This window comes from Duganella sp. BJB476, assembly GCF_003416895.1.
In the GTDB taxonomy this organism is placed as follows: Bacteria; Pseudomonadota; Gammaproteobacteria; order Burkholderiales; family Burkholderiaceae_D; genus Rugamonas.
The window spans coordinates 242,484-255,978 of the sequence record NZ_QVIO01000004.1 but is presented as its reverse complement, the minus strand read 5'-3'; the positions used below and the strand labels follow the sequence as shown (position 1 = coordinate 255,978).

Genomic DNA, 13,495 nt, shown 5'->3' with positions numbered 1-13,495 from the left:
GGATTTACAGCCAGCCGCGCTGCTGGAGGTCGGCGTAGGTCAGGTCGAGGCAGTGGCGGATCAAGGCCACCATCTCGTCGATCTGCGCACAGCTCATCACCAGCGGCGGCGCGATGATCATGCGGTCGCCGACGGCGCGCATGATCATGCCATTGTTGAACATGTAGCCACGGCAGACCATGCCCACGGCCAGCTCCTCGTCGAACGGCACGTTCTCGTGCACGGTCGCGCCCTTGACGCGTACCAGGTTCAGGCCCGCGACGAAGCCGCAACTATCAGCATAGCCAACCAGCGGATGATTCGCCAGCTCGGCAAAACGCTTTTTCAGATACGGCCCGGTCTCGTTGCCGACGCGCTCGACCAGCTTCTCGTCCTCGAGGATGCGGATATTCTCCAGCGCCGCCGCACACGCGACCGGATGGCCGGAGTAGGTGAAGCCGTGATTGAATTCGCCGCCCTGCTCGATAAGCACATTGGCCACGCGGTCGCCAACCAGCACACCGCCCAGCGGCACATAGCCGGAGGTGACGCCCTTGGCGAAAGTGATCAGGTCCGGCTTGATGCCGAACAGCTCGGACGCGAACCACTTGCCCAACCGGCCGAAGCCGCAGATCACCTCATCAGCGATCAGCAGGATGCCGTATTTGTCGCAGATGCGCTGGATCTCCGGCCAATAGGTGGCCGGCGGGATCACCACGCCGCCCGCGCCCTGTATCGGCTCGCCGATGAAGGCCGCGACCTTGTCGGGACCAACCTCCAGGATTTTCTTCTCCAGCCACGACGCGGCTTCGACGCCGAATTCGTCCTCCGTCATGCCGCGCCCGGATTCCAGGTAGTTCGGCTGACCGATATGCACGATGCCGGGAATCGGCAAGCCGCCCTGCGCGTGCATGCCATCCATGCCGCCCAACGACGCGCCGGCCACGGTGCTGCCGTGATAGGCGTTGTGGCGGCTGATGATGGTGTGGCGCTCCTTGTAGCCCAACACGTCCCAATAGCGGCGCACCATGCGCAGATTGGTGTCGTTGCCTTCCGAGCCGGAGCCGGTGAAGTAGACGTGGTTGAACTGCGGCGGCGATATCTTCACCAGCTTGGCCGCCAGCTCCACCGCCGGGATATTGGTGGTGTTGAAGAAGCTGTTATAGAACGGCAGCGTCTCCATCTGCTTGTACACCGCTTCCGAGATGCTGGTGCGGCCGTAGCCGACATTGACGCACCACAGGCCGGACATGCCGTCCAATACCTTCTTGCCCTGCGAGTCCCACAGATAGATGCCCTCGCCGCGCACCATCACGCGCGCGCCCTTTTCGCCGAGCGCCTTGTGGTCGGTGAAGGGGTGCATATAGTGGGCCGTGTCCAGCTTCTGGATGGCGGCGGTGTCATACACTTCCGGGCGCGCAGCGGCCTTGACCGACGCGACCAATGCGGCGCTTGGCGCCAATGAATTGTTCGACATGATGGCTCCTATCTCAAAATGATCAGACGTGCAGCAGCAGGTGCTCGCGCTCCCACGGGCTGATGACGGTCATGAATTCCTGGTGCTCCAGATCCTTGATCGCTGAATAGACGTCGATGAAGCGGTCACCCAGCACGCTGCGCAGCTTGTCCTCGCCGCGCAGCAGTTGCAGCGCTTCCGGCAAGCCTTGCGGCAGTTCGACCATCAGATCATAGGCACTGCCGACGGTCATCGGCGTCGGCTCCAGTTGCTCGGTCATGCCGAGGTAGCCGCAAGCCAGCGTGACCGCCAGCGCCAGGTAGGGATTGGCGTCCGCGCCGATGATGCGGTTCTCCACGCGGCGATCCTGCACGCCCGATTCCGGCACGCGGAAACCGACGGTGCGGTTGTCCATGCCCCACTGGATATTGATCGGCGCCGCCGTGTGGCGCACGATGCGGCGATACGAATTGACGTAAGGCGCGACGATCGCCATCGCCGACGGCATGTAGCGTTGCAGGCCGCCGATGTAGTGCTTGAAGATCGGCGCGGCCGAACCGTCTTCGGCACTGAAGATGTTCTTGCCGGTCTTGGCATCGACCACGCTCTGGTGCACGTGCATCGCGGAACCCGGCTCGCCAGCCATCGGCTTGGCCATGAAGGTCGCGTACATATCGTGCTTAAGCGCCGCTTCGCGCAAGGTGCGCTTGAAGAAGAACACCTTGTCGGCCAGGCCGAGCGGATCGCCGTGCAGGAAGTTGATCTCCATCTGGCCGGCGCCGATTTCGTGAATCAGCGTGTCGACGTCGAGGTTCATCAGGTCGCAGTAGTCGTAGATGTCTTCGAACAGCGGATCGAACTCGTTCACCGCGTCGATGCTGTAGACCTGGCGGCTGGTCTCCGCGCGGCCGCTGCGGCCGATAGGCGGCTTCAAAGGCAGATCGGGATCGCTGTTCTTGGCTGTCAGGTAGAACTCCAGTTCCGGCGCCACCACTGGCTTCCAGCCCTTGTCGGCGTACAGCTTCAGTACGCGGCGCAGCACTGAGCGCGGCGCGAAATCGACCAGGCGGCCGTCGGAGAAGTAGCAGTCGTGGATGACCTGCGCGGTCGGGTCGGTGGCCCACGGCACCATGGTGATGGTGGTCGGATCGGCCTTCAATATCATGTCGCGGTCGGTGGTGGAGATGGCGCGGTCGTAGCCTGCGTCTTCCACCGGGCAGTTGCCGGTCACGGTCATGCCCAGCACCGCTTCGGGGATGCGCATGCCGCGCTCCTGGGTGAACTTACCGCGCGGGAGGATCTTCCCGCGTGCTACGCCGGTCAAGTCGGGGACCAGGCATTCGATTTCGGTGACGTGCTTCTCGTTGAGCCACAGGTCCATGTCGGTATAAGTAAAATTTTCGCGGATTGCCATGGTTTTCTCTCTTTGTTTTCTAGCGTTGATTTTTATAGTTGCGGCAGGCCTCGCCGAAGGCCTTGAATAATTTGACGGAATCTGGATTCTCCGCCAGGCGCCACTCTGGATGCCACTGTACCGCGAGCGCGAAACTGCTGGCGTTTGCTACGCGGTAGGCTTCCACCAGGCCGTCGTCGGCGCGTGCTTCCGCGACCAGCGATGGCGCCAGTTGGGCGATGCCCTGGCCGTGCAGCGAATTGACCATGATGTCGGACGCGCCTCCCAATATGCGCGCCAATTGCCCGCCAGGCTCCAATCGCACGCGGTGCGAGGCAGCGTATTGCTGCTCCAGCGGCTGGTCCTTGCGCTCGCGGTGGTCGGCCATGCCGGCCACGTTGTGCACCGCCTGGTGCAGCGTGCCACCCAGCGCCACGTTCACCTCCTGGAAGCCGCGGCATATCGCCAGCAGCGGTATGCCGCGCTTGAGCGCCGCCCGGATGAAAGGCAGCGTGGTGGCGTCGCGCGCCGCGTCCTGCGGCAGCGTGGGGTCCAGCACTTCATGCCCATACAGGCTGGCATGCACGTTGGACGGGGAACCGGTCAACATGACGCCGTCGGCCAGCGCCAGCAGCGTCTCAAAATCGGTGGACGCGCCCAGGGCAGGCATGATGAGCGGCGTGCAGCCCGCCCCATCGGCCACTGCGGCGACATATTTGAATTGGGCTGTGTGATTGGCATGGGCGCCGATCTGGTTCACACAGGCGGGAACGATGACAATTGGGCTATGCATGGCTTCATCATATGCCTATTTTGGTATCATTGTGAGTGCCACTTGTTTAAAATTGATGGAACCACTTTGAATCCCATGCCGCATCCGCCCTCCCCAACTTCCGATCTGCTAGCCCAGACATTGGCGCAATCCGGCTTCCATCCGCGCCTGCCGCAGCAGCGCCGTTTGTATGAAGCGGCCAAGAGCGCGATCCACCGTCAGTTGCTGGGTGCGGGCAGCAAACTGCCGTCCAGCCGCGACCTGGCGCGCGACCTGGGCATCTCGCGCAACACGGTGATCGCCGCGTTCGAGCAGTTGGCGGCCGAGGGCTACGTCACCAGCCAACTGGGGAGCGGCACCTATGTGGCGGACTTGCAGGCGCAACGCGCCAGCATGCGCGGCTCCGGCCCGGCGCCGCGCGGATCTCCGCAAGGCCGTCCGGCGCGGCTGTCCCGGCGGGGCCGCGAACTGACCAGCTTTGCGGCCGGTCCGCGCTTCGAGATCCAGCCTTTCGCACCGGGCGAGGATGATTTCTCGTCCTTCCCTTTCAAGCTTTGGCAGCGGCTGCAAAACCGCATCTGGCGCGAGGCCCGCACCGAACTGCTGGACTACGGCCAGTCCGGCGGCCACCTGCCGCTGCGCCAGGCCATCACCGAGTACCTGCGCCTGTCGCGCTCCGTGAAGGTGACGGTGGACCAGGTGATGATCACGGCCGGCACGCAGCAATCGCTGGACCTGTGCGCGCAGCTGCTGGCCGACGCCGGTGACACCGCCTGGGTCGAGGACCCCGGCTACTGGGGGGCGCGCCGCATATTCCAGTCGCGCGAACTGAAGCTGCACCCGATCGCGGTCGACGACGACGGCATGGTGCTGAAGGAGTCGGACCTGGCCACCAAGCCGCGCCTGATCTACGCCACGCCGTCGCACCAATATCCAACCGGCTCCGTCATGAGCCTGGCCCGCCGGCGCGAGCTGCTCAACATCGCCGTACGCAAGGATGCATGGATACTGGAGGACGACTACGACAGCGAATTCCGCTACACCGGCCGCCCGCTGGCGGCGCTACAAGGGCTGGACATCGACGACCGCGTGCTCTACATGGGCACCTTCTCCAAGGTGCTCTACCCCGGCATCAAGGTCGGCTACCTGGTGGTGCCGCCGGCGCTGGTCGATGGCTTCAAGAGCGCGCTGTACGATCTTCAGCGACCTGGCCAACTGACGGTGCAGGCAGTGCTTGCGGACTTTATCGCGCTGGGCCACTTCACCACCCACATCCGCAAGATACGCCAGACCTACGGCGCCCGCCGCGAGCTGCTGCGCCGCACGCTGGTGCAGCAGCTCGCGCCCCGGCTGCGCGGCAAGGTGACCATCTCCAGCGAGGAATCCGGCCTGCATCTGGTGGTGCAGCTGCCCGACGACGCCGACGATGTGGCGCTGGAAGCGGCAGCCGCCGCGTTGGACATCCGCGTCAAGGCGCTCTCCACCTACTACCTCGCGCAGCCGACCAGGCGCGGGCTGCTGGTCGGCTACGCCTACTGCACACCGGAGAAGATCAGCCACTATGGCCGCATCCTGGCGGATCTGATCGAGACGGGAGTGCCAGCATGAAGAACATGCCATGGCGGGACTTCTGTGCGCTGGTCAGCAGCATCGGCGTGGTCGGCCTGGGACTGGGCGCCACCATTCCACTGACGGCGCTGCGGCTGGACCAGCGCGGCATCGGCACCGACATCATCGGCATCATCACCGCCGCCAGCGCCTTCGGTATCCTGGCGGCGACGCCCTTCGTCTCGCGCTGGGTGGCCCGCCACGGACCGCGCGGCTGCATGACCGCCGCCATCGCTATCGGTGCGCTGTCCACCGGCTTGATGGAAGCGACCGACAACGTGCTGCTGTGGGGTGTGCTGCGATTTGTGTTCGGCGCCTGCATGGGCGTGCTGTTCACCATCGGCGAGGCATGGGTCAACCATCTTGCGCCGGTCAATTCGCGCGGCCGCGTGGTGGCCATGTACACCACCGCGTTCACGCTGTTCCAGTTGATAGGCCCTGCGCTGGTGGCCGGATTGGAAGGCAAGGTAGCGTGGCCGTTCGCCGCCTGCGGCGCGCTGTTCCTGCTCGCCCTGCCCGGCATGGCGTTGATCTCCAACGACGGCCAGGTCGAGGAAGACGAGCCGCACGTCTCCTGGCGCGCGGTGCTGCCGCGCATGCCGATGATCGCCGTCGGTGCGGCCTTCTTCGCGCTGTTCGATACGCTGGCATTGAGCCTGCTGCCCTTGTACGCGATCCGCCAGGGCATGCTCACCGAACTGGCGCTGCTGTCGGCCACCGTGGTGCTGGTCGGCGACACCGCGTTGCAATTCGCCTTCGGCTGGCTGGCCGACCACGTGGGCCGCCGGCGCGTGCACACCGGCTGCGGCATAGCGGTGTGCGTGCTGCTGCCGCTACTGCCTTTCGCGGCGGGCACGCCTTGGCTGTGGTGGATACTGCTGCTGATGCTGGGGGCTGTGGCGGGAGCGATCTACATGCTGTCGCTGGTGGCGTGCGGCGCGCGCTTCCAGGGACAATCGCTGGTCGCGGCCAGCGCCGTGGTCAATGCCAGCTGGGGAATCACCAGCAGCGGCGGGCCACTGGTAACAGGTCTGCTGATGCAGACCGCCGGCATCAATGCGCTACCGGCGGTGCTGTGGTGCGGCGCGGCGATTTTCGTCGCCTGCGCCTGGTGGGAATATAAACAGGGCTACGTCGATTAACCCTTGGCTGCGGCGGCGACCTGCTTCTGGCGCAGGCGTTCGCTGCGGGCCATATACAGGCTCGATGCGATTACGCCGATCGACACCACGAGGATGGTCAGCGCCGCCACCGCGTTCACGCGCGGGTCCAGGCCCAGGCGCGCGCGCGAGAAGATCACGATAGGCATGGTCGACGAGCCGGGGCCGGACAGGAAGGCCGACAGCACCACGTCGTCCAGCGACAGCGTGAACGTCAGCAGCCACGCGGAACCCAGCGCCTGCGTGATGTTCGGCAGCGTCACCAGGAAGAACACCTGGTACGGACGGCAACCGAGATCCATCGCCGCTTCTTCCAGCGACTTGTTCATCTCCTGGAGGCGCGACTGCACCACCACCGCCGCATAGGCCATGCCCAGCAGGGTGTGGCCCAGCCAGATCGTCACCAGGCCGCGCTCCGGGAAACCGAAGGCCTTCTGCACCGACACCAGCATCAGCAGCAGCGACAGGCCGATGATTACCTCCGGCATCACCAGCGGCGCGCTGACCATGCCCGAGAACAGCGTGCGGCCGGCGAAGCGCTGGTAGCGGTTCAACACAAACGCCGCGAACGTCCCCAGCACCACCGAGCTGCAAGCCGTCAGCAGCGCGATGCGCAACGACAGGCCAAACCCGCTGATGATCTCCGTATCCTCCATCAGCGCCGCATACCACTGCGTCGAGAAGCCGCTCCACACCATGTCCTGGCGCGAGCTGTTAAACGAGAACACCACCAGCACCACGATGGGCAGGTAGAGGAACAGATAGCCCAGCGACAGCCAGCCGCGCCCGAACCAGCGCTGCACGAAATTGGAATGTCCTTTCATGGGCGGTCCTCCTCTGCCTTGTATTTATTGAAGATCGCCATCGGCACCAGGATCAGCAGGATCACCACCACCGTCACCGAGGACGCCAGCGGCCAGTCGTTATTGGTGAAGAACTCGTCCCACAGCTGGCGGCCGATCATCAGCGTTTCCGGGCCGCCCAGCAGTTCCGGGATCACGTACTCGCCCACCGCCGGGATAAACACCAGCATGGTGCCGGCGATGATGCCGGACTTCGACAGCGGCACCGTGATGCGCCAGAACGCCTGCAACGGCGTCGCGCCCAGGTCGGCCGCCGCCTCCAGGAAGCGCAGGTCCATCTTCACCAGGTTGGCGTACAGCGGCAGGATCATGAACGGCAGGTAGGCATAGACCATGCCGATGATGAGCGAGAACTGCGTGTTCATCAGATGCAGCGGCTCGGTGATGAAGCCCATGCTGATCAGGAAGTGGTTCAGGATGCCGTTGTTGGCCAGGATGCCCTTCCATGCGTAGATGCGCAGCAGGAAGGAGGTCCAGAACGGCATCATCACCAGCATCAGCAGCACCGGGCGCACGGTCGGCTTGGCGCGCGCCATGAAGTAGGCGAACGGGTAGCCGATGATGAGACACAGCGTGGCCGTGATGGCGGCGAACTTGATCGAGTTCAGGTAGGTCAGCGCATACAGGTCGTCCTGCGCGATGAACAGGTAGTTGGAGATCTTGACCTTGAGCGTGATGACGCCGTCGGCCATCGTCATCAAGGTGCCGAATGGATTGCCGCCGGTGTCCGCCTCGGTGAAGCTGATGCGCATCACGATCAGGAACGGCACCAGGAAGGCGACCGTCAGCCACAGGAAAGGCACGCCGATCACCAGGTTGCGGCCGGTGATCCAGCGCCCGGTCAACAGGTTCTTGAGAAATTTCATGGCTGCGCTCCGCCTTAGCTGGTCAGCACGACGACGTCGGCGCCGTCCCACCAGGCGTAGACGCGCTGGTCGCGCTTGAGCGCCGAGTCGTCATGGCGGGCCGCGTTGGTGCGCGAGACTTTCATCTCCATGCCGCTGTCGAGGCGCACGTGGTACAGCGTCTCGTTGCCGAAGTAGGCCATCGCCGTGATCACGCCCTGCACGCAGTTGTAGCCGTCCTCGCTGGCGTTGGCGCGCTGCGCCGCGGTCGGCGCTTCGGCCTGCACGGCGATTTTCTCGGGACGCACCGCCACCGACACCGGCATGCCCACCGTGCCGGTAATGCCGTGGGTGACGTAGTGGCGGCCTTCCGGCGTTTCGACGATGACGTGGTCCGGCTCATCGACCGTCACGCTGCCGTTGAACATATTGACGCTGCCGATGAAGTCCGCGACGAAGCGGCAGTTCGGCGTTTCGTAGATTTCGCCCGGCGCGCCCACCTGCAGGATGCGGCCTTCGCTCATCACGGCGATGCGGGTCGCCATGCTCATGGCTTCGTCCTGGTCGTGGGTGACCATCACGCAGGTCACGCCCACTTCCTCGATGATGCCGACCAGCTCCATCTGCGTGCGTTCGCGCAGTTTCTTGTCCAGGGCGCCCAGCGGCTCGTCCAGCAGCAGCAACTGCGGACGCTTGGCCAGGCTGCGCGCCAGCGCCACGCGCTGCTGCTGGCCGCCGGACAGCTGGTGCGGCTTGCGCTTGCCGTAGGCGGTCAGCTGCACCAGCGCCAGCATCTGCTCCACGCGGGCGGCGATTTCGTCCTTCGGCAGGCCGTCGCGGCGCAGGCCGAAGGCGATGTTGTCCCACACCGTCAGGTGCGGGAACAGCGCATAGGATTGGAACATCATGTTGATCGGGCGCTCGTACGGCGGCACGCTGACGATGTCCTTGCCGGCCAGCGTGATCTGGCCCTGGGTCGGCGTCTCGAAACCGGCCAGCATGCGCAGCAGCGTGGACTTGCCGCAGCCGGAACTCCCCAGCAGCGCAAAGATCTCGCCCTTGTTGATCGCCACCGACACATCGTTGACGGCGCGGACGCCGTCGAATTCCTTAACCAGGTTGCGGATCAGCAGGAAGGGTTCTCGCTCTTGGGTCATGTTATTAAAATATAAATGATATTAATAATACACGGGAAAACCCGTGAAAGTAGGCCGACCGCAGGCCGCGTGCTTTGTCGAACCCGTGATTATAAATGACGAAATCACACATGCAACAGCAGGTGCTCCCGCTCCCACGGGCTGATGACGGTCATGAACTCTTGGTGCTCCAGTTCCTTGATCGCCGTGTAGACGTCGATGAAGCGCTCGCCCAGCACATCGCGCAGCCGGTCCTCGCGCCGCAGCAGCTCCAGCGCCTGCGGCAGCCCTTGCGGCAGTTCGAACAGATGGTCGTAGGCGCTGGCGGTGGTCATCGGCGTAGGCTCCAGCTGGTCCACCAAGCCGAGGTAGCCGCAAGCCAGCGTCACCGCCATCGCCAGGTAGGGATTGGCGTCGGCGCCGATGATGCGGTTCTCCACCCGGCGCTGCTCCACGCCGGAGATCGGAATGCGGAAGCCCACGGTGCGGTTGTCGATGCCCCACTGGATGTTGATCGGCGCGGCCGTGTGGCGCACGATGCGGCGGTAGGAGTTCACATACGGCGCCATGATCGCCATCACCGACGGCGTGTAGCGCTGCAAACCGCCGATGTAGTGGCGGAAGTGGGCCGATGGCGAACCGTCCGCCGCGCTGAAGATATTGCGGCCGGTGGCGGCGTCGCTCACGCTCTGGTGCACATGCATCGCCGATCCGGGCTCGCCCGCCATCGGCTTGGCCATGAAGGTGGCGTACATATCGTGCTTGAGCGCCGCCTCGCGCAAGGTGCGCTTGAAGTAGAAGACGTTATCCGCCAGCGCCAGCGCGTCGCCGTGCTGGAAGTTGAGGCCCATCTGGCCGGCGCCGGTTTCGTGGATCAACGTGTCGACGTCGAGATTCATCAGCGCACAGTAGTCGTAGATGTCCTCGAACAGCGGATCGAATTCGTTGACGGCGTCGATGCTATAGACCTGGCGGCTGGTTTCGGCGCGGCCGCTGCGCCCCACCGGCGCCTTCAGTGGCAGGTCGGGATCGATATTCTTCTCGGTGAGGTAGAACTCCAGCTCCGGCCCCACCACCGGCGTCCAGCCTTTGTCGGCATACAGCTTGAGCACGCGCCGCAGCACCGAGCGCGGGGCGAAATCGACCAGCGTGCCGTCGGCGAAGTAGCAGTCGTGGATCACCTGCGCGGTTGGGTCGATGGCCCAGGGGACGGTGGTGATGCTGCCGGGGTCCGCGCGCAGGATCATGTCGCGGTCGGTGGAGGAGATGGCGCGGTCGTAGGCCGCGTTCTCGGTCGGGTAGTTGCCGGTGACGGTCATGCCCAGCACCGCCTCGGGGATGCGCATGCCGCGCTCCTGGGTGAATTTGGCACGCGGCAGGATCTTCCCACGCGCCACACCCGTCAAATCGGGCACCAGGCATTCGATTTCAGTGACTCGGTTCTCGTTGAGCCACTGGTCCATATCGGCATCGGAGAAATTTTCACGGATAGACATGTTCGCTCTCGATGGTCATGATCAAGCGATCGATATGTCTAATTTACCATGTTTACAACCTTTCTTCCTCTGCCTCCACGCGGGTTTGCACAAGAATCTTTTTGATCTCCGGCACGCAGGAGCCGCAATTGCCACCCGCTTTCAGGCAGGCCGTCACTTCGGGTACCGTTTTCAGGTCCTTTTCGATGATGGCGTTGCAGATCGTGTTGCGGCCCACGCCGAAGCAGGAGCACACGGTAGGACCGGTATCGGCGCCCTTCTCGACCGGCATGCCGACCAGCAGGCCGACACGGTCGATCTCACTGAGCAGATCCTTGACGAACAGACTGGCCAGCCAGGCGCGCGACGGCATGTCCTGGCGCGGCGACAGGAAGATGCATTGTTCGATGCGGTCGTTCACCACATGCACGGCGCGGTACACGCCGGCGGTGCGGTCTTCGTATTCGAGCCAGTCGGCGTCCAGGTCGGCGACACCCAGCAGCTCGCGCGCCCAGCCGCCGAAGTCTTTGATCGTATTGCGGCCGGCCAGCTCGTAGCGGGCGAATTCGCGGCCCTGGATGCGCGTCCAGTGGGCCACGCTGTCGAGGTTCATTTCGGTGCGGCTCAGGATAAAGCCATGCCAGTTCACGCGGAACTGCTCGATGCGCACCGGCGTGTGCTTGAATTCCGGCTCGCCGGACACCGGGTCGACCACCGGATTGACCAGCGCGCCAACGCGCGCATCCGACGAAGTCTGGCCCGACCAGTGGATGGGAATAAACACGCTGCCGCGCGGGATGCCGCCGCCGTGCTGCACGCGCGCCACCATCGCGCCCCATGCGGAGCTGACACGCGCCAGTTCGCCCTCGCGCACGCCGTGCAGCAATGCGTCCTGCGGGTGGATGTCGACGAAGGATTCGGCGATGTGATCGGCCAGCGTGGCCGATTTTCCGGTGCGCGTCATGGTATGCCATTGGTCGCGCACGCGGCCGGTGTTGAGCGTCAGCGGGAAGTCTTCGCAAATGGCGTTGGCCGGCGCGCGCGTGGCGGTGGCGATGAAGCGCGCCTTGCCGTCTCCGTGGGCAAAGACGTTGTCCTTGAACAGTCGGGCCTCGACTTGCAGCTCACCCGATGCGGTGCGGCGCACCGGCCACTGGGTCGGTTCCAACTCGTCGTATTCGCGTTGATTGAGGCCGGACAGGCCGGACATGTCGAAGGCGCGCGGCACGTCGCCGACGGCGTTGCGGAAGCCGCTCAGGCGCGCATGCTCGTCGAACACGCCTTGAGGACCGCAGAAATCGAAGCCGCCGAAACCCATGCGCTGCGCGAACAGCGACAGGATCTTCCAGTCCGGCAGCGCTTCACCCGGCGCCTGCAGGAAGGCGCGCTGGCGCGACACGCGGCGCTCGGAATTGGTGACCGTGCCGTCCTTCTCGCCCCAGCCCAGCGCCGGCAGCAGCACGTCGGCGTAGGCGTTGGTGTCGGTGTTCTGCATGATGTCGGTGGCGACCACCAGTTCGCACTTCTCCAGCGCGCGCCGCACCTGGTCCGCATCAGGCATGCTGACCAACGGATTGGTGGCGATCACCCACACCGCTTTGACCTTGCCCGCTTCAATCGCCTGGAACAGGTCGACCGCTTTCAGGCCAGGCTTGGCGGCGATTGCCGGCGAGTCCCAGAAGGTCTGCACCACGTCGCGGTGGTCGGCGCGGTCCAGGTCCATGTGAGCGGCCAGCATGTTGGCCAGGCCGCCCACTTCGCGGCCGCCCATCGCGTTCGGCTGGCCGGTGATCGAGAACGGCCCCATGCCCGGCTTGCCAATACGGCCGCCGATCAGGTGGCAGTTGATGATGGCGTTGACCTTGTCGGTACCGGCCGACGATTGATTGACACCCATCGAGAACGCGGTAATGGTCTTGCGCGTGGCGGCGAACGATTCGTAAAACTCCATCAGCACCGGCAGTTCGATGCGGCAGATCTTCGCCACGGCGGCGGGATCGCTGCAATCGACATTGGCCGTTTCCAGCGCCGCATCCAGTCCGTTGGTGTGGTGACCGACAAACGCCGGATCGACCGCGCCGATGCGCGCCAGGTAGCTCAGCAAGCCGTTGAACAGCCACACGTCGGTGCCCGCCTTGACCGGCAGGTGCAGGTCGGCCAGCTCGCAGGTGGCGGTGCGGCGCGGATCGATGACCACGATCTTCATCTCCGGCCGGCTTTCCTTGGCCTTGAGGATGCGCTGGAACAGAATCGGATGGCACCACGCGGTGTTGGAGCCGACCAGCACCACCATGTCGGCCAGTTCCAGGTCGTCGTAGCACAGCGGCACCAGGTCCTCGCCGAAGGCGCGCTTATAGCCGGCCACCGCCGACGACATGCACAGGCGCGAATTGGTGTCGATGTTGGCGCTGCCTATGTAACCCTTCATTAGCTTGTTGGCGACGTAGTAGTCCTCGGTCAGCAGCTGGCCGGAGACGTACAGCGCCACCGCGTCAGGGCCATGCTCGGCGATGATGGCGCGCCAGCCGTCGGCGACTTTATCCAAGGCGGCATCCCACGATACGCGGCGCAAGCCGTCCGCGTCGCGTACCTGCGGATACAGCAGGCGGCCTTCGAGACCAGTCGTCTCGCCCAGTGCCGAACCCTTGACGCACAGGCGGCCCTTGTTCGCAGGATGCAGCTTGTCGCCGGCGATGGCGATCGTGCCGTCGGCCTTGGGCGTGGCCTGCACACCGCAACCGACGCCGCAATAGGCGCAGGTGGTGCGTACTGCAAGATGGTCAGTGGACAGGTTCAAGATGCTTCTCG

General features: G+C 64.5%; 10 protein-coding genes. 2 read left to right on the top strand and 8 right to left on the bottom strand.

What is annotated here, in order from left to right; translation table 11 throughout:
• Positions 1-4: 4 nt before the first annotated feature.
• The 3 genes from D0T21_RS17685 to D0T21_RS17675 are packed head-to-tail and all read right to left on the bottom strand — an operon-like array spanning position 5 to position 3,621.
• On the bottom strand, positions 5-1,456 hold the full coding sequence (locus tag D0T21_RS17685) for an aspartate aminotransferase family protein (protein WP_116992098.1): 1,452 nt from the start codon (positions 1,454-1,456) through the stop codon (positions 5-7).
• Positions 1,457-1,478: 22 nt separating this feature from the next.
• The gene (locus tag D0T21_RS17680; protein ID WP_116992097.1) at positions 1,479-2,849 is read right to left on the bottom strand and encodes a glutamine synthetase family protein; all 1,371 of its coding nucleotides are present in this window, start codon (positions 2,847-2,849) and stop codon (positions 1,479-1,481) included.
• Positions 2,850-2,868: 19 nt separating this feature from the next.
• Positions 2,869-3,621 (bottom strand): gamma-glutamyl-gamma-aminobutyrate hydrolase family protein, encoded by a 753-nt coding sequence (locus tag D0T21_RS17675; protein WP_116992096.1) that lies wholly within the window; start codon positions 3,619-3,621, stop codon positions 2,869-2,871.
• 75 nt (positions 3,622-3,696) lie between these two features.
• Between D0T21_RS17675 and D0T21_RS17670 the strand changes: the two genes are divergently transcribed.
• Together D0T21_RS17670 and D0T21_RS17665 are read left to right on the top strand one after the other, a co-directional pair.
• Positions 3,697-5,208, top strand: a complete 1,512-nt coding sequence (locus tag D0T21_RS17670; protein ID WP_116992209.1) for a PLP-dependent aminotransferase family protein — start codon at positions 3,697-3,699, stop codon at positions 5,206-5,208.
• Positions 5,205-6,350, top strand: a complete 1,146-nt coding sequence (locus D0T21_RS17665; RefSeq protein ID WP_116992095.1) for an MFS transporter — start codon at positions 5,205-5,207, stop codon at positions 6,348-6,350. Before D0T21_RS17670 ends, D0T21_RS17665 begins: the two co-directional genes overlap by 4 nt.
• On the opposite strand, the gene D0T21_RS17660 is transcribed toward D0T21_RS17665, so the two are convergent.
• The 5 genes from D0T21_RS17660 to D0T21_RS17640 form a co-directional block, all read right to left on the bottom strand.
• On the bottom strand, positions 6,347-7,192 hold the full coding sequence (locus D0T21_RS17660) for an ABC transporter permease (protein ID WP_116992094.1): 846 nt from the start codon (positions 7,190-7,192) through the stop codon (positions 6,347-6,349). The two genes, D0T21_RS17665 and D0T21_RS17660, sit on opposite strands and share 4 nt — an antisense overlap.
• A complete protein-coding gene (locus D0T21_RS17655; RefSeq protein ID WP_116992093.1) occupies positions 7,189-8,097 on the bottom strand; it encodes an ABC transporter permease subunit in 909 nt (302 codons plus the stop codon). The genes D0T21_RS17660 and D0T21_RS17655 overlap by 4 nt, the downstream gene beginning before the upstream one ends.
• 14 nt (positions 8,098-8,111) lie before the next feature.
• Positions 8,112-9,233 carry an ABC transporter ATP-binding protein gene (locus D0T21_RS17650; RefSeq protein WP_116992092.1) on the bottom strand — a complete coding sequence of 374 codons (1,122 nt, stop codon included), beginning with the start codon at positions 9,231-9,233 and terminating at the stop codon, positions 8,112-8,114.
• A gap of 104 nt (positions 9,234-9,337) precedes the next feature.
• Positions 9,338-10,708 (bottom strand): glutamine synthetase family protein, encoded by a 1,371-nt coding sequence (locus tag D0T21_RS17645; RefSeq protein WP_116992091.1) that lies wholly within the window; start codon positions 10,706-10,708, stop codon positions 9,338-9,340.
• A gap of 52 nt (positions 10,709-10,760) precedes the next feature.
• Positions 10,761-13,484 carry a nitrate reductase gene (locus D0T21_RS17640; RefSeq protein ID WP_116992090.1) on the bottom strand — a complete coding sequence of 908 codons (2,724 nt, stop codon included), beginning with the start codon at positions 13,482-13,484 and terminating at the stop codon, positions 10,761-10,763.
• Between the last annotated feature and the right edge of the window lie 11 nt (positions 13,485-13,495).